The following is a 23,699-nucleotide window of genomic DNA, read 5'->3' as shown; positions in this document are numbered from 1 at the left end:
AGTTACCTGTCCGCCGTGGCGCAAGATCGCTAGACCCAGTGGATAACGCGTTGCGGGGTTCCCCTCAAACCAATCCCAGGGCCACCAGCAGCAGGTCGATCAGCTTGATGCCGATAAAGGGCGCGATAATTCCGCCCAGCCCATAGATCAGCAGGTTGCGGCGCAGCAAACTGGCGGCGTCCAGTGCCTGTACCCGAACGCCGCGCAAGGCCAGTGGAATCAGGACGACGATGATCAGCGCGTTAAACACGATGGCCGACAGAATCGCGCTCTGCGGGCTGTGCAGGTGCATCAGGTTGAGTGCGCCAAGCTGCGGATAAATTCCGGCAAACAGCGCCGGCAGGATGGCGAAGTACTTGGCGATATCGTTGGCGACCGAAAAGGTCGTCAGCGCGCCACGCGTCACCAGCAGCTCTTTGCCGACCTGTACCACGTCGAGCAATTTGGTCGGGTCGCTGTCGAGATCCACCAAGTTGGCGGCCTCACGAGCGGCCTGGGTGCCATCGTTCATTGCCATGCCAACGTCGGCCTGAGCCAATGCTGGCGCGTCGTTTGCGCCGTCACCGCACATCGCTACCATCTTGCCTTCGGCTTGTTCGCTACGGATGCGCTGCAGTTTGCGCTCCGGGGTGGCTTCGGCAATAAAGTCATCGACTCCGGCTTCGGCGGCAATCGCGGCCGCCGTCAGCGGGTTGTCGCCGGTGACCATGACGGTGCGAATACCCATGGCGCGCAGCTCGGCAAAGCGCTCACGAATCCCTGGCTTGACCACGTCTTTGAGGTGAATCGCACCGAGCAGTTTGCCGTCACCGGCGACCAGCAACGGCGTACCACCGCTCTGGGCGATTTTCTCGATTTCACGGGCCAGCACTGGCGGCAGTTGCGCGCGACTCAGGTTGAGATAGTCGAGCACCGAATCGACAGCGCCCTTGCGGTAGATGTGCCCGTCCCAGTCTGCGCCAGACAAGCGTGTTTCAGCTGTGAAGGGAATCACCGTGATCGTGTCACGCGCCGGCTCCTCAATCGGCTGTTGGGTACGCAGGTACTCGACAATCGATTTGCCTTCCGCGGTGTCATCACCCAGCGAGGCCAGCAGCGCCGCTTGCGACAGCGCCTGGCTGGAGATGTCCGGCGCGTTGGCCATGGCGCTGCAACGGCGGTTGCCGAAGGTGATGGTACCGGTCTTGTCGAGCAGCAACACATGCACGTCACCGGCGGCCTCTACGGCGCGCCCGGATTTGGCGATCACATTCAGGCGCACCAGACGATCCATGCCGGCAATGCCGATAGCCGATAACAGGCCGCCGATGGTGGTCGGAATCAAGGTCACCAGCAGCGCCGCCAGATAGACCAAGGGCAGATCGCCACCAGCATAGCGGGCGAAGGGCTGTAGGGTCGCGACCACCAGCAGGAAGATCAGGGTCAGGCCGATAAGCAGAATATCCAGCGCGACTTCGTTCGGTGTTTTCTGCCGTTTGGCGCCTTCGACCAAAGCGATCATGCGATCCAGTGTCGACTCACCCGGGTTGGCGGTGATCTGTACCAGCAACCAGTCGGAGACCACGCCCGTGTTGCCGGTAACAGCCGATCGGTCGCCACCTGATTCGCGAATGACTGGTGCTGATTCACCGGTTATCGCCGCTTCGTTAACCGCCGCAATCCCTTCGATGACTTCCCCGTCACCTGGAATTTGCTCGCCAGTCTCAACCCGCACAATGTCGCCACGGCGCAGGCTGCTGGCGCTGACCATCTGGTACTCGCCTGGAGCCGTTTGCTTGCGTGCACTTAATCCCTGGGTGCCGGCTTTGAGGCTGTCGGCCCGCGCTTTGCCTCGTCCTTCAGCGAGTGCCTCGGCGAAGTTGGCAAACAGCACGGTAAACCACAGCCACAGGGCAATTTGTAGCGCGAATCCCGTCGATACCTGAGGTGTGGGAACCATGCACAGTAACGTGGTGACTACAGCCGTCAACTCGACCACCAGCATGACGGGCGAGCGCACCAACTGGCGCGGATCAAGTTTTACAAACGCTTGTTTCAGTGCCGGCCGCCAGAGTGTAGCCAGGCCGGTTTTGGCATGTTGCTGAATGCTGTTCAGCATTTTGCTTTGCGAACTCATGTCGGTTTCCTTAGTGGGCCAACGAGCCAAGTTGTTCGGCAATTGGCCCCAGAGCCAGCGCCGGCAGGAAGGTCAAACCGCCTATCAGCAAAATGGTCAGCGTTAACAAGGTGATAAATAGCGGGCCGTGTGTGGGGAAGCTATTGCTACCGATGGGCGCGGATTTCTTCGCGGCCAGGCTGCCGGCAATCGCTAAAATCGGCAGGATGTAGCCGAGGCGCCCCATCAGCATGGCTAGGCCAATCATCACGTTGTGGTACGGCGTATTGGCGCCAAAGCCGGCAAAGGCTGAGCCATTGTTGGCTGCGCCCGAGGTGTAGGCGTAGAGAATCTGGCTAAAGCCATGTGCGCCGGGATTGCTCACTGATGCCGCGGCCACCGGCAAACTGGCTGCCAGCGCACCCAGTACCAGTACACCAACTGGCATTACCAGCAAGGTGATCACCAACAGCCGTACTTCGCGGGCTTCGAGTTTTTTGCCCAGGTATTCTGGCGTGCGGCCAATCATTAGGCCGGCCAGAAACACGGCTATCAGCACGAACAACAACATGCCGTATAACCCTGCACCGACACCGCCGAAGATCACTTCGCCGAGCATCATGTTGAGCATCGGCACCAGGCCGCCAAGTGGGCTGAAACTATCGTGCATGGCGTTCACCGAACCATTCGATGCAGCGGTAGTGGTCACCGCCCAAATGCTCGATGCAACGGTGCCAAAACGGCTTTCCTTACCCTCCAATGAACCGACTTGCTCGATGGGCAGCGCGCTCAGCGCAGGGTTCGGCTGTAGCTCAGCGTAAATAGTCATGCCTAGACCCAGCGTAAACAGAATCAGCATGCTGGCCAGCAGCGCTCGACTCTGACGCAAGTCTTTGACGTAGTGGCCAAAGGTAAATAACAGCGCCGCCGGAATCAGGATGATTGAAGCCATCTCGAACAGGTTGCTCCACGCCGTTGGATTCTCGAACGGATGTGCTGAGTTGACCCCGAAGAAACCACCGCCGTTGGTGCCCAGTTGCTTGATGGCGATTTGGCTGGCGGCTGGGCCGAGGGGGATGGTCTGTTCGGCGCCCTGCAGCGTCAGGCCATGCACGTAGTCCATTAAGGTCTGCGGCACGCCCTGCCAAACCAGAAACACGGCGAGGATCAGGCAGAACGGCAGTAACCCGTAAAGCGTGGCACGGGTCAGGTCGAGCCAGAAGTTGCCCAAGTTGTGGGTTGATTTGCGAGTGATACCTCGGCAGAACACCACCAAAACGGCCAAACCAACCGCCGGGCTGACGAAGTTTTGTACGCCCAAGCCGACCATCTGGCTGAAGTAACTGAGCGATGCTTCGCCGCTATAAGCCTGCCAGTTGGTGTTGCTGACAAAGCTTACCGCGGTATTAAACGCCAGCGTGCCTTCCAAGCCAGGTAAATGCTCAGGGTTGAGCGGCAAAACGCCCTGCAGCATGAGGATGGAGAACAGCGTAACCAAGCTGACTACGGAGAATGTCAGTAATGCTTTCGCGTAGGTTTTCCAGTCTTGCTCAGCGCGTTCATCTACTCCGCTGAGACGGTAACAAAGCTGCTCGACAGGCTGCAGCAGCGGAGTGAGTAATGTTTTCTGCCCTTCCATGACGCGGTACAGGTAACGCCCCAACCAGGGCGCTGGCGCCAGAACCAGCACGAAAAAGGCCAGCAGTAAGCAATATTCTTGAGCGTGCATGACGCCTCCTAACTACGGTCGGCGCGCATCAGCGCGACCAACAAATAGATAAAAAGCCCTGCGGCCAAGCCCAAGGAAAAACCGTCGAGAATGCTCATCTGTGATTTGCTCCGAATGACGCTGGATAGCGCATGGAGCCATTCTCAGAGCAAGGAGAGTAAAGGTTCGATTGCGAGAGCAGTGCTGGAGCGTAAAAAGCCTGTAAATTTTCTGCCGATGCAAACAGCCAGCTTGGTTGTGCGTTCGTCACTGCAGCGTGCTGGGTACGCTGCACCGGCGATGAGTCGGGTGGGGCAGCGGGTTAAAAAGACAGACGTCCTATAAGCATATCTTTGAGCATGACAAAGTCGCCCATCAGCGACCATCGTGGATAGCGAAAGGTTGCCGGCTTGTTGTGCTCAAAGAAAAAGTGCCCTGCCCAGGCGAAGCCGTAGCCGATAACCGGCAAGGTCAGCAGCCAAAGCCATTGCTGAGTGAGCAGCGCATAACCGAGTACCACCAGTACCAACAGACTGCCCGTGTAATGTAGGCGCCGACAGGTCGGGTTGCGGTGTTCCTGCAGGTAGTAGGGATAGAACTCGGCGAAGGAGTTGAAGGGTTCCCGGGGTTGGCTGCTCATCGACGGCTTCCTGTTGTTGTTATGTCAGGAGAGTTTAGGCCGATTCCGGGCAATCGTAGTGTCCGGTCGTCTGCGCTGAGGCCGCTATCAGTGCCGCCAGAAAGCGGGCATCAGCAGAACCAGCACCGTGAGGATCTCCAGGCGACCCAGTAGCATGCCCAGGGTCAGCAGCCATTTGGCCATGTCCGGCAGGCTGGCGTAGGTGCCGGCCGGGCCGATGATCGGGCCCATGCCGGGACCGACACCGGCAACTGTGCTGGCGGCGCCGCTCAGCGCGGTGATCCAGTCCAGGCCGCAGAGGGTTAGTGCCAGCGCCAGCAGGGCGATGGTGATGGTAAAGAAGAACGAGAAGGTGAGAATCGAGCGAACGATGTCCTCATCCAAGCGGTGATGGTTGTACTGCTGTTTGATCACCGCGCGTGGGTGCACCAGTTGCATCAGGTTGGCCTTGAGCAGGATGTAGGCGACCTGGAAACGGAAAATCTTCAACCCGCCGGCGGTGGAGCCGGAGCAGCCGCCAATAAAACCAAGGTAGAAAAACAACATGCCGGCGAAGCCACCCCACAACGAATAGTCGCCGAGTGCGAAGCCTGTGGTGGTCATCACCGAGGTGCTATTCACCGCCACGTGGCGCAGAGCGTCGAGCCAATGCAGGTCGGTGGTCAGGTAGTACCAAGTGCCCATAACCAACCAAGTGCTGAAAAGAATGGCGAGAAAACCGCGTACCTGCTGGTCGCGCAGCACCGCGCCGAAGTTGCCACGCAAGGTCGAGACATAGAGCACGAAGGGCAGGCTGCCAAGGATCATCAGCACCACGGTCACCCAGTGCACCCCGGGTTGTGTCCATTTCGCCAGGGACATGTCCGAAGTGGAGAAGCCGCCCGTGGAGATCGCCGACATGCTGTGGTTGATGGCGTCGAAGAAGCTCATGCCAGCGAGCCACAGGCCCAAGCAACCGAGCAGGCTGATGCCCAGATAGGCCACCACCATGTACTTGGCCACCATGTGCGAGCGCGGCATGACCTTGTCGGAGCGATCCGAGGATTCGGTCTGGAACAGGCGCATGCCACCGATGCGCAGCATCGGCAGAATGGCCACCGCCATGGCGATAAAGCCGATACCACCCAGCCAGTGCAGCATGGAGCGCCAGATCAGGATGCCCGGCGACATGTCGTCCAGCCCGGTCAGTACGGTGGCGCCGGTGGCGGTGATGCCCGACATGCTCTCGAAAAACGAGTCGGTGTAGCTCATGTGCTGGGTGAGCATGAACGGCAGGGCGGCGAAAATGCACACCATCAGCCAGCTCGAGACCGTCAGCAGGTACATGTCACGGGGGCGCAGTTGAACATCCTGGGGGCGACCACGGGCGATCATCGACAGGCCGGCGATAAAGGTGATCAGACTCGACCAGGCGAAGGGGCTCACTTCCGCGGCACGATCAAAAACGAACAAGGTGAACATCGGGCCAATCATGCCGATGGCCAGGGTGATCAGAAAGATGCCATTGATGAACGCGATGAGTCTTAGGGTTGGCCAGGCCATCGGTTTTATCCGCGAAAAAGTGGCGCCATTCTACCTGTGCCACTGGTGCTGTAAACCGGCCAGCTCAGGTGCTTCGATCACCCGGTATGGCGGCCACTCAGGGCGCTTTACAAGTCCATGGCGATGCATAGAATACGCCCTCAGGTGCCGGCCCTTGCCGGTTTCTGAGCCCATTCGAAATCATGTCCAATCCTTGTCTCACGTGCGGCGCCTGCTGCGCGCATTTTCGTGTGTCCTTCTTCTGGGGTGAATGTCAGTCGGCAGGCGGAAGCGTGCCCGACGAACAGGTCATCCTGATCACCCCGCACCGCGTCGCAATGCGCGGCACCGAGGCCAAACCATCACGCTGCAACGCCTTGTTGGGCGACGTGGGGCAGGGCACGCGCTGCACGCTGTATGAACAGCGCTCCAGCACCTGCCGCGAGTTCGAGGCCTCCTGGGCCAACGGCGAGCACAACCCGCAGTGCGATGACGCGCGCAGGGCTTACGGGCTGCCGCCGCTGGTGCCGCCATTGGAGCCAGAGATGTCGCCAGATCGGGTTGCCTAGCGGCCAGGCCATGCGTTGTTGCGTCTCCCATCGATTCGCCGGCAAGTCGGCTACTACGGATTTGCGCCGGATTTGCGCGCTGGTGTAGGAGTCGGCTTGCCGGCGAATGGCTGCTGCACCGTGTTTTTATAGGGTGAGCAAGGTTTCGGCCTCCGCTTTTGTAGCTTGTGTCGAGCGCAGCGACGACACCCGGGAAATCGCCCTGGGTATCGCTGCGCTCAACGTCAGGCTACGGAGGTGACGGATCCACGCGACCCCTGTAGGAGCCGGCTTGCCGGCGAATGGCTGCTGTAGCGCGTTTTACATGGTGCGCAAGGTTTGGCCCTTCGCTTTTGCAGCCTGGGTATCGCTGCGCTCAACGCCAGGCTACGGAGGTTAGGGATCCACGCGATCCCTGTAGGAGCTGGCTTGCCGGCGAATAGTCGCTGCACCGCGAATTTGCGTGATGCCCGCAATCGTTTTCGCCCGCAAGCGGGCTCCTACAGGATTGCTGGTGATTCGGCTGTGCGCGCGCCGTTCATGCTCGGCTGGCTTGGCTGGTAGAATCCCGGTTCTTTTTCTGGAGGTGAGCCGATGGATGCTCTCGATGCGCTGATCAACCGTGTTTCCGCTCCTCGTTTGATCGAGCCCGCGCCCACCGCCGTGCAGCGTGAACAGCTGTTTCGCGCCGCGTTGCGGGCGCCGGATCACGGGCAGCTGCGTCCTTGGCGTTTCCTGACGGTCGAGGGTGATGCGCGTCATGTGCTGGGCGAGCTGTTTGCCGAGGCGATAGCGGGCAAATATCCCGATGCTGACGAAGAGGCGCTGACCAAGGCGCGCAACATGCCGCTGCGCGCGCCACTGCTGATCGTTGTAGTTGCCCGTACCCAAGAGCATCCCAAGGTGCCGGCTCAGGAGCAGGTACTGGCTGCGGGCTGCGCGGCTCACGGCATTCTGCTTGCCGCCTACGCCCAGGGTATCGGTGCGGTGTGGCGCACCGGCGAGTTGTCCCATGATCCGCTGGTGGATGCCGGCCTCGGCCTCGCGGAAAACGAGCAAGTGATTGGCTATCTGTACCTTGGCACGCCGCAGCGTGAATTGCGTGTCGCGCCGCAAGCGAATATTGACGATTTCGTCAGCGCTTGGGTCAACAGACCCTAGCTATCTAGCTGCTTTCCTGCTCGATCAACTCACACACCAGCGGTTGCGGGGCATCGCTCGATGCCTCTTCGAGCACGCCCAGTTTCTGCAGAATGCGTTACGCCGCCACTTCGCCGATAGACCTTGTCCAGTAGATAGCGCGCTGCGCTGACGCCAACGCAAGGTTTGTCACTCGGTCTGCGTTGCATCCAGAGGGAGGATGAGCTTGGCGCTGAAGCCGCCGTCCGGGTGATTTTCCAGCTGCAGGCGGCCGCCGTGGCGTTCTGCGGCGCGGCGCGCGATGGCCAGGCCGAGGCCGTGACCAGCGGCGCTCTGGCCGGGCGCGCGGAAGAAGGGTTCGCCGAGTTGCGGTAGGTGCTGTTCGGCAACGCCGGGGCCGTGGTCGCGGACTTCCAGATACACCTCGTCGGTGCGACGTACGAAATTCAACTCGATAGGCTGCCCCTCGGGGCTGAAGCGCAGGGCGTTGCGCAGCAGGTTGTCCAGTGCGCGCTCGAGCATGTCCGGCCAGCCCTGCAGGTGCATGCCCGGCTGCAGGCTGACGTCCAGTTGCTGTTCGGGATGGCTGAGTTTCACGTCCTCGCGCAACTTTCCGGCCAATTGCGACAAGTCGATGTTCTGCGCCGAACCCGGTTCGGCATCGAGGCGGGCGAGGGCGAGGATTTCGCTGATCAGGTCTTCCAGGCGGTCGCATTCACGAATCAGCCGTGGCCAGAGCTTTTCCCGCTCTGCAGGTTCGGCGCGCTCCGCCAACGCGAGGGCGATGCGCAGACGGGCGAGCGGGGAACGCAGCTCATGGGAGACGTCGCGCAACAACTGGCGCTGGCTGCCGATCAGATCCTGCAGGCGCGCGCCCATACGGTTGAAGTCGTTGGCCAGCACGCCAAACTCGTCACGACGGCTGGCCAGGCGCGCCAGGCTGTTCTGCTGGTAGGCGGTCTGCCCAAGGTCATGCACCGCACCACGCAGACGATCCAGCGGGCGAGTGATGGACAGGGTCAGCAGCAGGCTGAACAAGGTCAGCACGACCAACGCGATACCCAGTGCACTCAACGGCCAGAGCAGGCTGCCACGGTGCCAGGCATCCAGTTCCGGGTGTGGGATGCGGTAGATGAACAGGTAGGTTTCGCCGCTCGACGGGCTGGTGTAATCGGTGGTCAGGCGCCGCCAGGGCAAGCGGCGTTCGCCCTCGTTTCGCTCTTCGAAGGCCGCGGCGCGTGGCGGGAAGGTGCCACGAACCACGGGCTGGCCGGCTTCCGTCAGCACCTGGGTGTCGATACGAAAACGCCGTTTGCGTTGTTCCAGTACGTCTTGCGCGGCGCGTGCGCCGTCGGTCTCGTACGCCTGCACCCATTGTGCGGGCAGATTTTCCAGGCCGGGATGCTGGTTGAGAATCCAGGCGTCCTGATTCAGGGCGCGACCAAGCAGCATGGACAGGCCTGCCACCAGGGCAATCGCCAGCCAGAAGCTGCCGAGAATCCGCCAGAACAATGAACGCACGTGAACTCCTTCAGACGCAGAAGCCTGCGCCACCCGAGGTGGCACAGGCCAGTATTGGGGCCGTCACCTGGCGTTCAGGCGACGGGCTGTGGAGGTCAGCCGGCTTTCTTGTGTTCGGCTTTCCAGGCTTCGAAGGCTTCGCGGTCGGCCTTGCGTTCTTTCATCTTGGCCGCCTGTTCGTCGAAGGTCTTCTGCTGTTCCGGGGTCAGCAGGGCGCGAATGGCGGTCTGCTGCTTGTCGCGGGACGCCTTGCGCTCGGTTTCCAGCGCCTGCTTGTCGGCTGCCGGCAGCTTGTCCAGATAACGCTGGGTGAGCTCGTGATCGTTCTTTCTCTGTTCGCCCATCAGTTTGTGTACCTGGCGTTGTTGATCCTTGCTCAGATCCAGCTCATGGAAGAACCGCGGGCCGTGATCACCGCCTGGGCGATGGTCACCACCAGGGGCTGCCATTGCCAGGGTCGGCAGGGTCATGGCGAGGAACAGGGCGGTCATGGTCTTGCGCATGGTGTATCTCCTTGTCTCGAAACCGGCCAGTTGCCGGATGTGCCCAGATTAGGGGTTTCAAGGTAAGGCGCGGTCAGCCAAGGTAAAGGCAGGGTAAAGAGACGCCATGCTGTGTAAATCGCTCGAAAACTGCTCATTATTCGCGGCGAATCGGCCCCGCAGCGTCGCAGAGCAGGCTCTCAGGTCGTGTAGTAATAGCCACGGCTGCGCAGGGCGATGATGCGTTGGCGACCATCCGGGTGCGGGCCGATTTTCTTGCGCAGGTTGCTGACGTGCATGTCCAGGCTGCGGTCGTAGAGGGTCAGCTTGCGGCCCAGGGCCAGTTGCGCGAGCACCTGCTTATCCACCGGTTCGCCGGGCTGCTTGAGCAGGGCTTCGAGAACCCGGCTTTCGGACAGGGTCAGGACGATCTCCTGGCCATCTGCGCCAAGTGCCGCCACCCCTCGCGCCGGGCTGAAGCGCAGATCGCCCAATTCCAGCTGGCTGGAGGTGGCTGGTGGCAGGCTGCGGCGCAGCACGGCGCGCAGGCGCGCGGTCAGCTCGCGGGGGTCGCAGGGTTTGGCCAGGTAATCGTCGGCGCCCAGCTCCAGGCCGAGAATCCGATCCAGCGGCTCGCCCCTCGCCGAGAGCATCAGCACGGGCAGCTCCGGGTGTTCGCTGCGTAGCTGCTTGAGTACCTCGAGGCCACTGCCGTCTGGCAGCATCACGTCCAGCACCACGGCGTCAGGGGCGTTTTGCGTGAGCGCCTGACGGGCACTCTGCCCGTCATGGCAGGCGGTGACCTGAAAACCTTCCTGGGTCAGCCAGCTGGCCAGCAGGTCGCAAAGTTCGACGTCGTCGTCGATCAGCAGCAGATTGCTCATGATAAGAGGCGACGATTCCTGGTCAAGGCAGCACGTGTTTGAACGGCTTGACCACCACCTCGGCGTAAACGCCGGCGTCGCGGAACGGGTCGGCATTGGCCCAGGCCTTGGCGGCGTCCAATGATTCGAATTCGGCGACGATCAGGCTGCCGCTGAAACCAGCCGGGCCCGGATCGTTGCTGTCGATGGCCGGGTTGGGGCCGGCGAGAATCAGCCGTCCTTCGGTTTTCAGTTTTTCCAGGCGTGCCAGGTGGGCAGGGCGTACGGAAAGACGACGTTCCAGGGAGTTTTCCACGTCGGTGGCGATGATTGCGTAGAGCATGTCGATCCTTGTGTTCGGAAACATCGGGTGGGAACGCTGTGCAGTGCCAGCAAGAATCCGCCAGCCGGGGCATAATAACAAACATGATTCGTCGGGAAAGCGCCCCATATGCAGGTTGATCTTCACTGTCACAGCACCGCCTCGGATGGCGCCTTGCCGCCTGCCGAAGTGGTCGCCCGTGCGCACGGGCGTGGCATTCGGATGCTCGCGCTGACCGATCACGACACCCTCGAAGGGCTCGATGAAGCCAGCGCTGCGGCTAAGGCGCTAGGTGTGCAGCTGGTCAATGGCATCGAGCTGTCCTGTACCTGGGGCGGTGCGACCATCCATGTGCTCGGCTATGCCTTCGACAGCAACGCGCCGGCATTGCGCCAGGCCATTGCTGCGTTACATCAGGGTCGCTGGTTACGCGCCGAGGAAATTTCCCAGCGTCTGGCGCTCAAGGGCATGGCGGGCGCACTTGAGGGCGCGCGCGCCATTCAACTGGCCCAGGGGGAAAGCGGCAACGCGCCGGCGCGACCGCATTTCGCCGAGTTCCTGGTGCGCGGTGGTTACGTCAAGGATCGCGCCGATGCATTCCGCAAATGGCTGGGCTCCGGCAAGTTGGGCGACGTCAAGCAGCACTGGCCTACGTTAGATGAAACGCTCGAGACCTTACGCCAGTCCAACGCATGGATCAGCCTGGCCCATCCGTGGCAGTACGATTTCACCCGCAGCAAGCGGCGCAAGCTGGTGACAGCCTTTGCGGCGGCTGGTGGCCACGCGTTGGAAGTGGTCAACGGCATGCAGCCTGCGGAGCAGGTCGGAGGCCTGGCGATCCTGGCGCGCGAGTTCGGTCTGCTGGCCAGTGTCGGCAGCGACTTTCACGCGCCTGGCGACTGGTCGGAGCTGGGACTGTACCGACCGTTGCCTGATGATCTGTCACCCATCTGGACGCGGTTCGCCTGCGCCCCGTCTTACGATGCCGTTTGAGAGCCTCTAACCATGAGCCAGTTTTTCCAGATACACCCGGAGAGTCCTCAGGCCCGCCTGATCAAGCAGGCGGTCGAAATCATCCGCAATGGCGGCGTGGTGGTCTATCCCACCGACTCGTCCTATGCGGTCGGTTGCGTGATGGGCGCCAAGAGTGCGCTGGAGCGCATTCGTCGCCTGCGCCAACTCGATGACAAGCACAACTTCACCCTGGTGTGCCGCGATCTGTCGCAGCTCAGCACCTTCGCCAAGGTCGACACCGCCGCCTTTCGCCTGCTGAAGAATCACACACCTGGCCCCTACACCTTCATCCTCAACGCCACCCGGGAAGTGCCGCGCATGCTGCTGCATCCCAAGCGCCGCACCATCGGCTTGCGTGTGCCCAATCATCCGATTGCGTCAGCGCTGCTGGAAGAGTTGGGCGAGACGATGATGAGCGTCAGCTTGATTCTGCCCGGCGAAGATCTGCCGATGAGTGATCCCTATGAAATGCGCCAGATACTCGAACATCAGGTGGATCTGATCATCGACGGCGGTTTCGGTGGGCTGGAAGCCTCCACGGTGATCAGCCTGGTGGACGACGAGCCTGCGGTGATCCGCGCTGGCTGTGGCGATCCGTCACCTTTTGCCGAGCAGCGTTGAGCCAATGTCCAACCCTGCCGAACACGTCGACAGCCAGGCTGGCGCTCAGCAGGAGCTGCCGTTCGCCCTGGTCTACGGGCAGGCGCTCACCGAGATGCCGGTGGATCTGTACATTCCGCCGGACGCTCTCGAGGTCTTTCTCGAAGCCTTCGAAGGCCCGCTGGATCTGCTGCTCTACCTGATTCGCAAGCAGAACATCGACGTGCTGGACATCCCCGTGGCGGAGATCACCCGCCAGTACATGGGCTACGTCGAGTTGATGCACAGCGTGCGCCTGGAACTGGCTGCCGAGTATCTGGTGATGGCCGCCATGCTCGCCGAGATCAAGTCGCGCATGCTCCTGCCACGTTCCTCCGAGGCGCAAGAGGAGGAAGACGATCCTCGTGCCGAGCTGATCCGCCGGCTACTGGAATACGAGCGCTTCAAGGCGGCGGCCGAATGTATCGACACCCTGCCCAGGGTTGGCCGAGACCTCACCGTGCCGCGAGTCGAAGCGCCCGAAGCGCGAGCGCGCAAGCTGTTGCCCGAGGTCAGCTTGCAGGAACTGCTGGTGTCCATGGCTGAGGTGCTGCGCCGCGCCGATATGTTCGAGAGCCACCAGGTCAGCCGTGAGGCGCTCTCGACCCGTGAGCGCATGAGCGAGGTGCTGGAGCGCCTCAAGGACGGCGAGTTCGTGCCCTTCGTCGAGCTGTTCACTGCGGAAGAAGGGCGCCTCGGCGTGGTGGTGACCTTCATGGCGATTCTCGAGCTGGTCAAGGAATCGCTGGTGCAACTGGTGCAGAACGAGGCCTTTGCCGCCGTGCATGTGCGCCTGCGCAATGAACAGAGCGTCGAGGACATGGCGGACGAGCTCTGAGCCGCAGTAGTCGCGTTTCACTTTCCATGGCTATTCCCACCCATTAATCAGGACGATTCAATGAGTCTGTTTTCCCGCTTCTTCGGCCGTCAGGACGGCAGCAGCCCCGATAACACCGAGCTAGTCGCCAAGCCAGGCATCGAGAACCCGCTCAGCCTGCAGGTGGTGTTCGTCCAGCCTCTGCGTATCGCCGAGGCGCCCCTGACGGCGGCTCTGCGTCGTTACCATCCGAGCATGGGCGATGCCCGCTGTGACATATCCGACGAGGTTGAACAGTTCTTCGCCCTGGCCGGTTGGGGTTCCCATGTGGTGAAAATGGTCGGTTTCGACCATCCCTTTCCTGCTGACGCTCTGGAAAACTGCGTCGCCCCGGCGCACTACCCACAGCAGGTCAAGGACGATGTGCGGCAACAGACCAGCCACATCCTGCTGTACTACGCAGGCCATGAAACCGATCCGCTGGAGCAATACGTGGCTTTGGCTGCCGTTGCCGGGGCGTTGGCTAGTTTCGGGGCGCTGGCGGTGCTCAACGAAACGGCGCATACCTCCTTGCCGGCTGCCGTGTTCGCCGATGAAGACATGGGCGAACACAGCCTGGAGATCCTCCGTGACCTGCTGCTGACCATGCTGTACTGCGGCTTTGTGAAGTATCAGGTCGAGGGTGTGCAGGGTGTGTGGATGCGTACCTATGGCTGTGGTGCGTTCGGTCTGCCGGATTTCGCCGCGCTGGCTGCCGGCCACCATGAAGGCCAGCGTTACATGGACATCTTCAATAACGTGCTCGGCTATCTGATCCAGAGCGGCGCGCAAATGGAGGCGGGGCACACTATGCAGATCGGTGAAACCGAGTTCATGCGGTTGCGCGAGCCAGCCGAGGCTGAGTACTACCTGCATGGCCCCGAGCGAGTGCTGGTTGCCGAGATCATCGCGGCGAGCGAGATCGTCAGCCATTGACGGCGTGGCGCTCGCTGATTTGCTAAGCTGGCGCCGCCCCAGAGCCAAGCAGACCTTGCCCAGACGATGAATCTATCCGATCCCAAACAACTCGCAACCTTGCTCGAGGGCCTTTTGCTCGCGTCTGGCAAGCCGCTGTCGTTCGAGCGGATCATGGAATTGTTTGAGGAGGCCGAACGGCCGGAGCCCGACGTCTTTCGCAAGGCGCTGGCGATTCTGGGCGGCAGCTGCAAGGGACGGGCGTTTGAACTCAAGGAAGTGGCATCCGGCTACCGGCTGCAGATCCGTGAGAATCTCTCCACTTGGGTTGGGCGTTTGTGGGAAGAGCGCCCGCAACGTTACTCCCGCGCCATGCTCGAAACCTTGGCACTGATCGCCTACCGTCAGCCCATCACTCGCGGCGAGATCGAGGAAATTCGCAGTGTTGCCGTGAACAGCCAGATCGTTAAAACCCTGCTGGAGCGCGAGTGGATTCGCGTGGTGGGCTATCGGGAGGTTCCCGGCAGGCCGGCGATGTTCGCGACCACCAAGGGCTTTCTCGATCACTTCAACCTGAAGAATCTCGACGAACTGCCGCCTCTGGCCGCGCTACGTGAGCTGGAGCCCGAGCCGATCCTGGCCCAGGATGACGACCCGGACGTGCCGCAGAGTCTGCAGGCTCGCGCCGATCTCGCAGTAGGTGACGAGTCCGGCGAGGCTGAAGTCAGTTCCGAGACCAGTTTTGGCTCCTTGCTGGCCGAGCTCGACGCCATGGAGCAGGGCCTGAAAACCGATTTCGATGACTTGGCGCGTGCTGACGAAGAGCCGAACCTCGAAGAACAGGGCGCTGTCTCTACAGCTGAGGACGACAGCCGTGAAGAGAGCCCATGAAAGATCCCTGCATCAGTGTCTGCAAGTTCAGCGATAGCATCTGCCTGGGCTGCGGGCGCAGCAAGGCCGAGATAAAGGCCTGGAAAAAACTCGACAAGGCTGAGCAGCGCCTGGTTCTGGCCGAGGCCGATATGCGCTTGTTGGCACTAGGCTCCAAGGCGCGCCGCAAGCGCTGAGCTGAGCACCTATGTTGACGGTCGCTCGCTGGACGCCCTCATTTGGTCAGCTATGCTCTTGCGCCAGGTGCGTTGAGCGCCTTATCCGCGTATGATTCGCGCCCCTTCGACGAGATGATCGTCCTATCACCAGAAAACACCGGGAGGTGCCCAGATGAGTGAAACCGAAGAATACAGCCCCGCTGGCGAGAAACTGCAGAAAGTCCTGGCTCGTATCGGTCTGGCCTCGCGCCGTGAGATCGAGTCCTGGATCAGTGCAGGTCGCGTCAAGGTCAACGGCAAAGATGCCACCTTGGGTCAGCGCGTCGATTTGCATGACGCCATCGCTATCGACGGTCGCCTGTTACGCCGCGAAGAAGCCACGGAAGCACTGCGTCGTGTTCTGATCTATAACAAGCCCGACGGCGAGATCTGCACCCGTGACGATCCTGAAAAGCGCCCAACCGTGTTCGACCGCTTGCCGCGACCGAAGGAAGGCCGCTGGATCAATATCGGTCGTCTGGACATCAACACTACCGGCTTGTTGATGTTCACCACCGACGGTGAGCTGGCCAACCGCCTGATGCACCCGTCCTACCAGATGGATCGCGAGTATGCCGTGCGCGTGCGTGGTGAAGTCGACGAGGAAATGATCGAACGTCTCAAGGCTGGCGTGATGCTTGAAGACGGTCCGGCCAAGTTTACCGACATCAAGGAAGCGCCCGGCGGCGAAGGCTTCAACCATTGGTACCACTGCGTGGTCATGGAAGGTCGTAACCGTGAAGTGCGGCGCCTGTGGGAGTCGCAAGGTCTGGTGGTCAGCCGTTTGAAGCGTGTGCGCTTCGGTCCGGTATTCATGACCTCCGATCTGCCTATGGGTCGCTGGCGTGAAATGAGCCAGCGCGAAGTCGATATCCTCAGTGAAGAGGTCGGCCTCAAGTCGGTAGCGCTGCCGGAAATGAAGGAAAAGGCCCGCGAGAAGCTCGATCGTTTGCAGCGCAAGGCTGCGAAGCCGATTGGCCGTGGTGAGCGTCCGGCGCGTACCGCGCGCCCGGCAACTGGCGGCCCCGCTCAGCCATCCAGCAGCGGTCGTGGTTCCCGTGAGGAGCAGGGCGAGCGTCCGACACGTGCGCCTCGCACTCCACGTGGTGAGGGTCGTAGCGAAGCATCGCGCGGCACGCCAGTTGCCGAGCGCCCGCGTGATGTGGGCAAGAAGCCTGGTAAGCCCCGCGGCGACCGCCCTGAGACGGGCGAGCGCGCACCGCGCAAACCGGCTGGCGCCGACAAGGCTCGCAGCCGCCCGGCAGGCGAAGGTCAGCGTCCGGGTTTCGGTCGTGGCAGCCGCAAGCCGCAGTAACTGATTGCAAGGCAGCTCGTGGCAGCTGCCAGCGATCATGAAAAAGGGCCCCCTCGGTCAAGAGTGGGGCCCTTTTTTGCGTGTGCTATCTGGCGTTTAGATCAGCTAGCCATGGCCATGCAGTTACGTCCATTGCGTTTGGCGCTATACAGTGCCTTGTCTGAGCGGTTGAGTAGGCTTTCAAGCGGCTCGCCTGCTTCCAGGGTGGCGCAACCGAGGCTGACGGAGAGCTCTATAGGCTTGCCTTGTGCCACGCATTGCAGCTCCAGCACCGACTCGCGCAGGCGCTCCCCGACCAGTGCGGCACCTTCGCGTGGTGTGCCGGAAAGCAGTACCAGAAACTCTTCGCCACCGTAGCGGAACACCATGTCGATATTGCGTAGCTGATCCTTCAAGGTTGCGGCTACGGCCTTCAATACTTCGTCGCCAGCGCTATGACCATGTTCATCGTTGATGCGTTTGAAGTGGTCGATATCCAGCATCAGCAGTGACATCGGCTGCCCGTTGCGGCGAGCCAACTCAATTTCTCGTCCTAGCACCTGATCCATGGCGATGCGGTTGCCGGTGTTGGTCAGGGGATCGCGCAGCGCGCTCTGGATGGCCACGCGGTAGAGCAGGGCGTTACGCAGTGGGAACAGCAGGCAGGCGAGTAGCGACTCCAACTGCGCCAGCTCCTGATCGGAAAAGCGTTGGCGGCGGCGAAAGGTCAGTTCACCCAAATATTCGCTCTCATGGCTGAGGCGGTAGGTGGCCGAATGATTGGCCTGTTGACCCATGTCCAGGCGCAGGTCGCTGCTCAAGTGCTGGTAGCCGAGTGCATCGACCGGCACCAAGTGCTGAAGCTCACGAAAGAACATGCCGAGAATGCGTTCTGCATCCAGGCTGGTTTGTAATTGCAGGCCAAGCCGCTGGCGCAATTGCGCGAGGCTAATCGGGCGGGCCTGATCCTTACGATTCGAGGAATCGAGACGCTGCAGCTTGGCAGCATCGAAATCGATCGTGTTCTTCTGGCTAGGTGGAACCATTTTGGCGAACCTCTGGCGCTTCATTACGGCTTATGAGCAGTAGAGCGAATTTCGTGCCAGTCTTTTTTGGCCTTATAAAAGCCTTTAGGTTCAATAGGTTGGGTGGGAAAGTGAGAAGCAGAGTGCCATTGGTGGCAATTGGCTGTCAGAAGACCGGCAATGATCTGCCGGTCTTGGTATGGTCGCGACAATTTAATGTCGAGTTGGGTTTTGCTGTTGCTTGGGTGCCGGAGCTGGGAATGATTTCAATGTGAGCACTCGATTTATTGAGGCAAAAGCAGTGAGATCGGATGTTAGCGGCGCATCACTAGCAAGCCGGCCACCAGGATCAACAGCATTCCACTCCATGTATGCACGCCTGGCACTTCGTTAAAGATCAAATACCCCCAGAGACACGCGAAAACAAGGTAAATGTAGTCAAACGTTCCGATCAGCGTCGAAGGTGCGATTTGGTAGGCCTTTGCTGTAGCGGTATTGATGGTAACCAAAGCAATTGCATAGCTGACGATAAAAATTGCTTCCTGCCAGCCTATGGGTTGCCAGGCCAAAAACAGCCCCGGCGCAGAGGCTATCAGGGCCGGGCCACCTAAATAGGACAGAAGACCGACAAAACTGGCGGCGACTAGAAACGCTATGTTCAGGCCCAGAGCCATTACGAGTGGGTGCTCACCTCGACAGTGCCGGCGCGTCACCACCATCGCAGCGGCATAGAATACTGCACCGATTACAGGTAAAAACACCGCAAGATCAAATGCTTCAGATCCAGGGCGTAGGACGATAGCGACCCCTGCAAAGCCTAGCGCTACGGCTATCCAGCCACGAACCGAGAGTCGTTCTGCGCCATAGCACGTCGAAAAAATCGCGATGAAGAGCGGTGTGGTGTATATGGCAACGGCAGCCACGGAGAGGGGAATGAGTGGCAATGCCGAGTAATAGGCTACCCACATCAGTAACAGCAAGATGCTCCTTACTGTAATCCAGCGCACCGATGCTACGCGCAACTGCCCGGAGCTGATTCTTGTGGCCAGCCATATTCCAAGGAGTGGAACCGACATGCCAGACACGAGTAGGAATAGCTGCCATAGCGCCACTCGAGCACTGAAATATTTCACTGATGCATCAGCGAGCGAGAGCAGGAAAACGGCAGACACAATCAGCGCTATTCCCTGATATACGCTGTCATTTCTGACGTGTTGATTGCTCATGGTGATTCGCTTGCCTCTTCGCTCGGCGAGCTAGCGCGGAGGACAGGGCACATCTTCAGTCGCCGCGATATTCACAGCCGCTGCTGCAGGTTTCGTGAATACGGATGCGCGACAGCTCTGGCAGCAGAGGTTTGAGCTGCTGCCATACCCATTTAGCGAGGACTTCGCTGGTCGGGTTTTCCAGACCAGGTATGTCGTTGAGGTAGTTGTGGTCGAGCTGCTCGTAGATCGGCTTGAAGATGGCCTTTATCTCCGAAAAGTCGCGAATCCATCCGGTATGCGGATCGACCTCTCCCTCGATATAGACCGCGATGCGGAAGGAGTGGCCGTGCAGGCGCGCGCATTTATGGCCTTCCGGCACATGGGGGAGCCGGTGGGCGGCTTCGAAGATGAATTCTTTGAACAGTTCCAAGGCCAGTCTCTTTGTCTATGGTGCGAACAGGCTGCGATTCTAGCAGCCTGCTGCGTACTGTAGGACGTTCACTGAGCCAGGGCGGCGTTGCGATCGTGGCGATAGACGCTTACCGCTTCGTAGACCGCCTTGCGCAAGCGATTGATTCCGCCGATTGGGCGATGCTCCGGTAAGGCGTGCCAGGGATTGAAGGACAGGTTGTCGCAAAACAGGTTCTGCTCTGAACTGTCGAAGTCCTGGGCCGGGAGGCGGATGTCAGCGACGGTTTCGAACGGTGAAATCCGTTCGTCCCATTCCACGCTAGGGTCTTCGATCGGCATGTAATAGCTTGGGTTCTGCCGCTGTACCTGCAGCGCGAAGCAGGCCGGCATGCGATCCAGTGACAGCTGCTGATAAAGGGCGCTGCGCAGGAAGTTGGGCAGGTCGGTGTTGGGCTTGGGAATCGCGTAGGTCGGGCAGCTTTCAGGGCTGGGGATGACCCGGTACTTGATGTTGTGTGGTCCCAGCTTGAAGGGGGCGATCGAGTTGTAGGTCGTCTCGACCGGGCTGCTCGGCGCCGGCGAAAGCGTTTTCAGGGCGATGATCAGGTGGCGGATCTCCCAGGTGCGGGGATCGAAGCTGGGGAAGAAGGCCAGCGCTTTCTTGCCGTCCGCCTGAGCGGCGAAGTTGCTCCGGTACTCGGCAACGTCACGTACGAAGAATGCCGGATGGTTGAACATCACGAAATCCTGCTCGTCGGCATGGCGCGGATTGACCATCAGCTTGTTGCCTGGAACGTCGAGCAGCTTGATGGCCATACCCCTGGCATCACGAGCGCGGTCGAACTGCGGATAGGCGTTGCCGTTGGAGAGGCGCATCCAGGCCTGCCAGGTCTTGCCCGGTTCGCTGAGCACGCCATGGCGCAGGGTTTCATCGAGCTCTGCTCTCACCGTGACTTCGGCCTTCACACAACCGTGCGCCTTGGCATGGGCGTCGCGCATTACGCGAGTATTGTCGCGGTGCTGTTCGACCACGCGGATAGCGTCTTCGATGATGCCCTCGGTATAGGCCGCCTCATTGGCGGGTATCTGTTCCTCGCTGGAAACCGGTCCGGAAAACTTCCAGCTGTAGTAGGCGGCGCCTATTGCCCAGCCACCAAGACCGACGATCAGTAGCACGACGAGCATCTTGCCCAGAAGCCTGCCGAGCCAAAGCCAGAATCGTTTAAGCATCGTTGGACTCCTTGTTGTTTGCCGTCACGCTGCCCTGGCAGAACTGTCCAGGGCTCCAGGGTTTGCTCGGCACTTCGCTCAATTGATTTTCCAGCTGCGCATTACCCAGCACCTTCAGGTACTCGACCAGTGCCCAACGCTCCTCCGGCTGTAGACCTCGGCCAATGACGCCGTTGTTACGGCAGCCGTCGCGGAACTCGTGGCCGTTGTTGCCGTTGCCTTTGATGCGGGTATCGAGAAGGAAGCCGCCGGGGAACTTGTCGCTGACGAAACCGACATGCTTGGGATCGAATTCGAAGTTACCGACCCAGAATTGGCTAGGGCGTTCCGATACAGGTGACAGCAGATGAAAGAGCGTAGGTACCGAGCCGTTATGCAGGAAGGGCGGGGTGGCCCAAATACTGTCCAGAGGACGTGCCTTGTAGCCGCGAATTTCCTGGACGCCGATGGCCAAGCCGTAGCCGTCCATGCGCTTGCGCTGCTCCGGGTCTATGCCGTTGTCGCGATATGCCCTCTCTTCGACATAAGCGGTGACGTAAGCCAAGGCTTCAGCAGTGGAGATGGCACGCAAGTCGACCTTGTCGAGATTGTTGCTGAACAGTTTGACGTCGAGCTTCGCCAGCTCGGCTTTGTTCCAGCCTAGCTTGCTGATATCGAACCGATGGTCGGCGATATTGTCGGCGGTGGTGGAGTCAGTGCCGACGATGGACGTCGGGATGACTCGCATGTGCCACTCTGGGTCGCGCTCCGGAGCCATGCGCTTGTCCGGCGGAACTGCCTGTGGTGCGTGGCAGTGGGCGCAGTTTTCCTGGAACAGAGCGCGCCCTCGGCTTGCCAGGTCGAGATCCACCTTGCCGAAGATCTTTTCCGGCCACGCTGGTGGTTGCAGGCGCTTGAGCGTTTCCTCCAGTGCATAGAGGTCGTTGATACGGACGCTGGAGGCATAACGCTGAGCCTCCGGGACGGGCTGCCCGTTTTCGTCGAGCAGATGCAGCGTGGCGCCAACGCCGAGCGATTCGCCGACGTTGCGTGCCATGGGCTGCATGGCCGAGCCGTTCCACTGTACCCAGTCGAATTTCCAGATATCCCAGAGGTGCGGATAGCTGACGGGTGCATCGGCAATCCGGTAGTTAGCGGCGTCGATGCTGTCACCAAATACGGAATTGGCGATGCGCCCGAAGGCATCGGTACGGCCGAAGCCTTCTTCGGTCGGGTACAGGCCTCTGTGCCAGTCGTTGTAGGCGGTACTCAGCAACTGATCGAGGACTTGTTTGAATTCGACCCGCAGGGTGTCGTAATCACGCTCGTAGTGCTCACCCAGTACTTCCCGGGCGAAGCGCCGGAACTTCAGTGGGTTGTAATAGGTGAATGCCATACTCATACCGAGGGATTGGCCAAAACTGCCCCCCTTGAGAGTCGGCACAGTGGAGGCCAGGGAGTGCAAAGCTGCACCGCCGTCGATACGCACCGCCTGGCCTTTGTAGCGCAGCTCGCCGGTGTGACAGGCAGAACAGGTGATGTCCAGGTACTGAACGCCGCTTTCGTCGTCTTGATGGCGTGCGAAGCCCACCGGCAGGTTGCCTGGGTTGAGCGGCGTGGCTTGTTGCCCTGGCTGAGTGAGAAAGCCGAAGCGCGCCAAGTAGTCGGGGTCAGCGAATTTGGCCTTGCCGAAGGGCAGCTCCAGCGCCGGGAACCATGCGTACTGCAGGCCCTTAACCCGGGTTCCCTGCGGCGTGTAGTAGTAGAACTGACGTTCCTGCTCGCTCCATTGCCCGAGGTAATGCACCTTGTCCGCTGGCTTGTAGTCGGGAAGATTAGGCTTGGCGATGAAGTAAGTGGCGATCATTAACGCGATGAGCAACAGCAGAAGGATGATCTGCAAGGTGCGGCGAATCATGCGCATCGGTGACGTCCTTGTGGCGTTTTCTAGTCGTGTTCCTTTATGCCCATGCCAACGGCTAATGGCAAGATGCCAGGCATGCATCCCGTGATATTTGTGTGGCTTTCGATGGCCTGGCATCCCAGGCGGCCACACTGCCGGCCGTCGCAAGCGACGTTAAAAAGTTCTCCCGGAACCTGTTTATTCGCCAACTGCCAGCCAGGCTTCGACCAGGCCAATTACTTCGTTCTGGCGCTCACTCCATGCCCCTGCAATTTCTACGACGGCTTGCTCATGTGCCGCAAGCCATGCAGCGCAGGCCTGATGAAAAACGACCCGCTGTGCGAGCTCCGGCTGGCAGCGCTGGCCGTCACTGACCCATTCGACCCCGCGCGGGTCGAGCAATAGATGCAAGTGGTAGTCACGCGCTAGTAGCGCCGGTTCCATCCAGTCCGGGCAGTCGCCGAACAGCTCACGGCTCCAGAGAATATTACTGAGCAGGTGGGTATCGAGAATCAGCAGGTGAGGGCGCTTCTCCCGCGCGGCGTCTTCCCAGGCGAGCTGGCCCTTGGCGATGGTGGATATATCGGCATAACAGGTATCGCGCTGCTGGCTGTCGATGAAATGGCGTACGTACTCACCGACGACGATGCCGCCGAAGCGCTTCTGCAGTTCATTGGCCAGCCAGCTTTTGCCGCTGGACTCGGGGCCCGTCATTACCAACACTTTCATGCTGCACGCGCGATCAGTTCTCGCCGCCACGTCAGCCAGCCGTGGCAGGCCAGCAGAGTGAAGAGGCCGTACAGGGCTGCGGTGGAGTAGAGCGCCTGGTCGATGAAAAGCGCGACGAATAGCAAATCGAGGACGATCCATAGCGGCCAGCATTGCAGGCGCTTCTTGGCCATCCACAATTGCGCGACCAGGCTGAAGGCACACAGCGTGGCGTCCTGCCAGGGAGCGCTGGCGTCGGTGTAGGTGCTCATCAACACACCCAGCACGACCGAGCCCAGCAGGCCCAGCGCAAGGCCGGCGGCGATTTGGCGAAGATCCAGACTCGAGACCTGGAGTCGCTCGTCAGGGCGGTCACCCCGTGTCCAGTGCCACCATCCGTAGAGCTGTAGAGCGGCGTAGACGAATTGCAGCAGCACGTTGGAATACAGCCGAGCCTCAAAGAACACCCAGGCATAGAGCACCACCATGACCAGGCCAACGGGCCAGCACCAGGGATTCTGGCGCACGGTCAGCCAGACGGCGATCAGGCCGAGCAGCGAGGCGCAGGCTTCGAGCGGTGACATGGAAC

General features: G+C 60.6%; 25 protein-coding genes. 9 read left to right on the top strand and 16 right to left on the bottom strand.

Annotation, left to right across the window (positions count from 1 at the left end; genetic code table 11):
• Positions 1-64 precede the first annotated feature (64 nt).
• The 5 genes from kdpB to ACZ3GY_RS08310 form a co-directional block, all read right to left on the bottom strand.
• A complete protein-coding gene (gene kdpB, locus ACZ3GY_RS08330) occupies positions 65-2,116 on the bottom strand; it encodes a potassium-transporting ATPase subunit KdpB (RefSeq protein ID WP_465909644.1) in 2,052 nt (683 codons plus the stop codon).
• A 10-nt stretch (positions 2,117-2,126) separates the two neighbouring features.
• Positions 2,127-3,824: a potassium-transporting ATPase subunit KdpA gene (kdpA, locus tag ACZ3GY_RS08325; protein WP_465909643.1), complete on the bottom strand. Its 1,698-nt coding sequence runs from the start codon at positions 3,822-3,824 to the stop codon at positions 2,127-2,129.
• 8 nt (positions 3,825-3,832) lie between these two features.
• Positions 3,833-3,922, bottom strand: a complete 90-nt coding sequence (kdpF, locus tag ACZ3GY_RS08320; RefSeq protein WP_465909642.1) for a K(+)-transporting ATPase subunit F — start codon at positions 3,920-3,922, stop codon at positions 3,833-3,835.
• A gap of 203 nt (positions 3,923-4,125) precedes the next feature.
• Complete coding sequence (locus ACZ3GY_RS08315) at positions 4,126-4,443, bottom strand: Mpo1-like protein (RefSeq protein ID WP_465909641.1); 318 nt, start codon at positions 4,441-4,443, stop codon at positions 4,126-4,128.
• 87 nt (positions 4,444-4,530) lie between these two features.
• Positions 4,531-5,985 (bottom strand): TrkH family potassium uptake protein, encoded by a 1,455-nt coding sequence (locus tag ACZ3GY_RS08310; protein WP_465909639.1) that lies wholly within the window; start codon positions 5,983-5,985, stop codon positions 4,531-4,533.
• Positions 5,986-6,167: 182 nt separating this feature from the next.
• On the opposite strand from ACZ3GY_RS08310, the gene ACZ3GY_RS08305 reads away from it, so the two are divergent.
• On the top strand, positions 6,168-6,533 hold the full coding sequence (locus ACZ3GY_RS08305) for a YkgJ family cysteine cluster protein (protein WP_463564666.1): 366 nt from the start codon (positions 6,168-6,170) through the stop codon (positions 6,531-6,533).
• A 573-nt stretch (positions 6,534-7,106) separates the two neighbouring features.
• The gene (locus ACZ3GY_RS08300; protein ID WP_465909638.1) at positions 7,107-7,673 is read left to right on the top strand and encodes an NAD(P)H nitroreductase; all 567 of its coding nucleotides are present in this window, start codon (positions 7,107-7,109) and stop codon (positions 7,671-7,673) included.
• Positions 7,674-7,841: 168 nt separating this feature from the next.
• Here ACZ3GY_RS08300 and ACZ3GY_RS08295 read toward each other — a convergent pair whose 3' ends face one another.
• From ACZ3GY_RS08295 to ACZ3GY_RS08280, 4 genes are all read right to left on the bottom strand, one after another.
• The gene (locus ACZ3GY_RS08295; protein WP_465909637.1) at positions 7,842-9,173 is read right to left on the bottom strand and encodes a sensor histidine kinase; all 1,332 of its coding nucleotides are present in this window, start codon (positions 9,171-9,173) and stop codon (positions 7,842-7,844) included.
• 95 nt (positions 9,174-9,268) lie between these two features.
• Positions 9,269-9,676: a Spy/CpxP family protein refolding chaperone gene (locus tag ACZ3GY_RS08290; RefSeq protein WP_465909636.1), complete on the bottom strand. Its 408-nt coding sequence runs from the start codon at positions 9,674-9,676 to the stop codon at positions 9,269-9,271.
• Positions 9,677-9,855: 179 nt separating this feature from the next.
• Complete coding sequence (locus ACZ3GY_RS08285; RefSeq protein WP_465909635.1) at positions 9,856-10,539, bottom strand: response regulator transcription factor; 684 nt, start codon at positions 10,537-10,539, stop codon at positions 9,856-9,858.
• A 22-nt stretch (positions 10,540-10,561) separates the two neighbouring features.
• Positions 10,562-10,861 carry a YciI family protein gene (locus tag ACZ3GY_RS08280; RefSeq protein WP_225832793.1) on the bottom strand — a complete coding sequence of 100 codons (300 nt, stop codon included), beginning with the start codon at positions 10,859-10,861 and terminating at the stop codon, positions 10,562-10,564.
• Between the two features lie 108 nt (positions 10,862-10,969).
• Between ACZ3GY_RS08280 and ACZ3GY_RS08275 the strand changes: the two genes are divergently transcribed.
• The 7 genes from ACZ3GY_RS08275 (at position 10,970) to rluB (ending at position 16,667) form a co-directional block, all read left to right on the top strand.
• Positions 10,970-11,833 carry a PHP domain-containing protein gene (locus tag ACZ3GY_RS08275; protein ID WP_465909634.1) on the top strand — a complete coding sequence of 288 codons (864 nt, stop codon included), beginning with the start codon at positions 10,970-10,972 and terminating at the stop codon, positions 11,831-11,833.
• A gap of 12 nt (positions 11,834-11,845) precedes the next feature.
• Positions 11,846-12,475: an L-threonylcarbamoyladenylate synthase gene (locus ACZ3GY_RS08270; RefSeq protein WP_465909633.1), complete on the top strand. Its 630-nt coding sequence runs from the start codon at positions 11,846-11,848 to the stop codon at positions 12,473-12,475.
• A gap of 4 nt (positions 12,476-12,479) precedes the next feature.
• The gene (locus ACZ3GY_RS08265) at positions 12,480-13,331 is read left to right on the top strand and encodes a segregation and condensation protein A (RefSeq protein ID WP_498056002.1); all 852 of its coding nucleotides are present in this window, start codon (positions 12,480-12,482) and stop codon (positions 13,329-13,331) included.
• 60 nt (positions 13,332-13,391) lie between these two features.
• Complete coding sequence (locus tag ACZ3GY_RS08260) at positions 13,392-14,285, top strand: DUF4261 domain-containing protein (RefSeq protein ID WP_465909632.1); 894 nt, start codon at positions 13,392-13,394, stop codon at positions 14,283-14,285.
• A 66-nt stretch (positions 14,286-14,351) separates the two neighbouring features.
• Entirely contained in the window at positions 14,352-15,155 is an 804-nt protein-coding gene (scpB, locus tag ACZ3GY_RS08255) for an SMC-Scp complex subunit ScpB (RefSeq protein WP_465909631.1), read from the top strand.
• The gene (locus tag ACZ3GY_RS08250) at positions 15,152-15,331 is read left to right on the top strand and encodes a DUF1289 domain-containing protein (RefSeq protein ID WP_225832786.1); all 180 of its coding nucleotides are present in this window, start codon (positions 15,152-15,154) and stop codon (positions 15,329-15,331) included. The genes scpB and ACZ3GY_RS08250 overlap by 4 nt, the downstream gene beginning before the upstream one ends.
• Before the next feature lie 154 nt (positions 15,332-15,485).
• On the top strand, positions 15,486-16,667 hold the full coding sequence (gene rluB / locus ACZ3GY_RS08245) for a 23S rRNA pseudouridine(2605) synthase RluB (RefSeq protein WP_465909629.1): 1,182 nt from the start codon (positions 15,486-15,488) through the stop codon (positions 16,665-16,667).
• Positions 16,668-16,768: 101 nt separating this feature from the next.
• Here rluB and ACZ3GY_RS08240 read toward each other — a convergent pair whose 3' ends face one another.
• The 7 genes from ACZ3GY_RS08240 to pnuC form a co-directional block, all read right to left on the bottom strand.
• The gene (locus ACZ3GY_RS08240; RefSeq protein WP_465909628.1) at positions 16,769-17,692 is read right to left on the bottom strand and encodes a GGDEF domain-containing protein; all 924 of its coding nucleotides are present in this window, start codon (positions 17,690-17,692) and stop codon (positions 16,769-16,771) included.
• A 293-nt stretch (positions 17,693-17,985) separates the two neighbouring features.
• On the bottom strand, positions 17,986-18,897 hold the full coding sequence (locus ACZ3GY_RS08235) for a DMT family transporter (protein WP_465909627.1): 912 nt from the start codon (positions 18,895-18,897) through the stop codon (positions 17,986-17,988).
• A 55-nt stretch (positions 18,898-18,952) separates the two neighbouring features.
• On the bottom strand, positions 18,953-19,309 hold the full coding sequence (gene queD / locus ACZ3GY_RS08230) for a 6-carboxytetrahydropterin synthase QueD (RefSeq protein ID WP_225832780.1): 357 nt from the start codon (positions 19,307-19,309) through the stop codon (positions 18,953-18,955).
• 68 nt (positions 19,310-19,377) lie between these two features.
• Positions 19,378-20,520: a catalase family protein gene (locus tag ACZ3GY_RS08225; protein ID WP_465909625.1), complete on the bottom strand. Its 1,143-nt coding sequence runs from the start codon at positions 20,518-20,520 to the stop codon at positions 19,378-19,380.
• Positions 20,513-22,423 (bottom strand): di-heme-cytochrome C peroxidase, encoded by a 1,911-nt coding sequence (locus ACZ3GY_RS08220; protein ID WP_465909624.1) that lies wholly within the window; start codon positions 22,421-22,423, stop codon positions 20,513-20,515. Before ACZ3GY_RS08220 ends, ACZ3GY_RS08225 begins: the two co-directional genes overlap by 8 nt.
• Positions 22,424-22,600: 177 nt before the next feature.
• Complete coding sequence (locus ACZ3GY_RS08215; RefSeq protein WP_465909623.1) at positions 22,601-23,131, bottom strand: AAA family ATPase; 531 nt, start codon at positions 23,129-23,131, stop codon at positions 22,601-22,603.
• Entirely contained in the window at positions 23,128-23,694 is a 567-nt protein-coding gene (pnuC, locus tag ACZ3GY_RS08210; RefSeq protein ID WP_465909622.1) for a nicotinamide riboside transporter PnuC, read from the bottom strand. Before pnuC ends, ACZ3GY_RS08215 begins: the two co-directional genes overlap by 4 nt.
• Positions 23,695-23,699: the final 5 nt, after the last annotated feature.

The sequence above is a fragment of the Pseudomonas sp. PME37.24/006 genome (assembly GCF_055556635.1).
This window is presented reverse-complemented; position numbering and strand designations above follow the sequence as displayed.

What these genes read in the sequence shown, in the direction of transcription:
- ACZ3GY_RS08240 (WP_465909628.1), bottom strand. Translation starts at nt 17,692, where the DNA reads ATGGTTCCACCTAGCCAGAAGAACACGATCGATTTCGATGCTGCCAAG.
- ACZ3GY_RS08260 (WP_465909632.1), top strand. Translation starts at nt 13,392, where the DNA reads ATGAGTCTGTTTTCCCGCTTCTTCGGCCGTCAGGACGGCAGCAGCCCC.
- ACZ3GY_RS08310 (WP_465909639.1), bottom strand. Translation starts at nt 5,985, where the DNA reads ATGGCCTGGCCAACCCTAAGACTCATCGCGTTCATCAATGGCATCTTT.
- kdpA (WP_465909643.1), bottom strand. Translation starts at nt 3,824, where the DNA reads ATGCACGCTCAAGAATATTGCTTACTGCTGGCCTTTTTCGTGCTGGTT.
- ACZ3GY_RS08285 (WP_465909635.1), bottom strand. Translation starts at nt 10,539, where the DNA reads ATGAGCAATCTGCTGCTGATCGACGACGACGTCGAACTTTGCGACCTG.
- pnuC (WP_465909622.1), bottom strand. Translation starts at nt 23,694, where the DNA reads ATGTCACCGCTCGAAGCCTGCGCCTCGCTGCTCGGCCTGATCGCCGTC.
- ACZ3GY_RS08305 (WP_463564666.1), top strand. Translation starts at nt 6,168, where the DNA reads ATGTCCAATCCTTGTCTCACGTGCGGCGCCTGCTGCGCGCATTTTCGT.
- ACZ3GY_RS08225 (WP_465909625.1), bottom strand. Translation starts at nt 20,520, where the DNA reads ATGCTTAAACGATTCTGGCTTTGGCTCGGCAGGCTTCTGGGCAAGATG.
- ACZ3GY_RS08220 (WP_465909624.1), bottom strand. Translation starts at nt 22,423, where the DNA reads ATGCGCATGATTCGCCGCACCTTGCAGATCATCCTTCTGCTGTTGCTC.
- rluB (WP_465909629.1), top strand. Translation starts at nt 15,486, where the DNA reads ATGAGTGAAACCGAAGAATACAGCCCCGCTGGCGAGAAACTGCAGAAA.
- ACZ3GY_RS08270 (WP_465909633.1), top strand. Translation starts at nt 11,846, where the DNA reads ATGAGCCAGTTTTTCCAGATACACCCGGAGAGTCCTCAGGCCCGCCTG.
- ACZ3GY_RS08250 (WP_225832786.1), top strand. Translation starts at nt 15,152, where the DNA reads ATGAAAGATCCCTGCATCAGTGTCTGCAAGTTCAGCGATAGCATCTGC.
- ACZ3GY_RS08290 (WP_465909636.1), bottom strand. Translation starts at nt 9,676, where the DNA reads ATGCGCAAGACCATGACCGCCCTGTTCCTCGCCATGACCCTGCCGACC.
- ACZ3GY_RS08280 (WP_225832793.1), bottom strand. Translation starts at nt 10,861, where the DNA reads ATGCTCTACGCAATCATCGCCACCGACGTGGAAAACTCCCTGGAACGT.
- ACZ3GY_RS08300 (WP_465909638.1), top strand. Translation starts at nt 7,107, where the DNA reads ATGGATGCTCTCGATGCGCTGATCAACCGTGTTTCCGCTCCTCGTTTG.
- kdpF (WP_465909642.1), bottom strand. Translation starts at nt 3,922, where the DNA reads ATGAGCATTCTCGACGGTTTTTCCTTGGGCTTGGCCGCAGGGCTTTTT.
- ACZ3GY_RS08235 (WP_465909627.1), bottom strand. Translation starts at nt 18,897, where the DNA reads ATGAGCAATCAACACGTCAGAAATGACAGCGTATATCAGGGAATAGCG.
- ACZ3GY_RS08315 (WP_465909641.1), bottom strand. Translation starts at nt 4,443, where the DNA reads ATGAGCAGCCAACCCCGGGAACCCTTCAACTCCTTCGCCGAGTTCTAT.
- scpB (WP_465909631.1), top strand. Translation starts at nt 14,352, where the DNA reads ATGAATCTATCCGATCCCAAACAACTCGCAACCTTGCTCGAGGGCCTT.
- ACZ3GY_RS08215 (WP_465909623.1), bottom strand. Translation starts at nt 23,131, where the DNA reads ATGAAAGTGTTGGTAATGACGGGCCCCGAGTCCAGCGGCAAAAGCTGG.
- ACZ3GY_RS08265 (WP_498056002.1), top strand. Translation starts at nt 12,480, where the DNA reads ATGTCCAACCCTGCCGAACACGTCGACAGCCAGGCTGGCGCTCAGCAG.
- ACZ3GY_RS08275 (WP_465909634.1), top strand. Translation starts at nt 10,970, where the DNA reads ATGCAGGTTGATCTTCACTGTCACAGCACCGCCTCGGATGGCGCCTTG.
- kdpB (WP_465909644.1), bottom strand. Translation starts at nt 2,116, where the DNA reads ATGAGTTCGCAAAGCAAAATGCTGAACAGCATTCAGCAACATGCCAAA.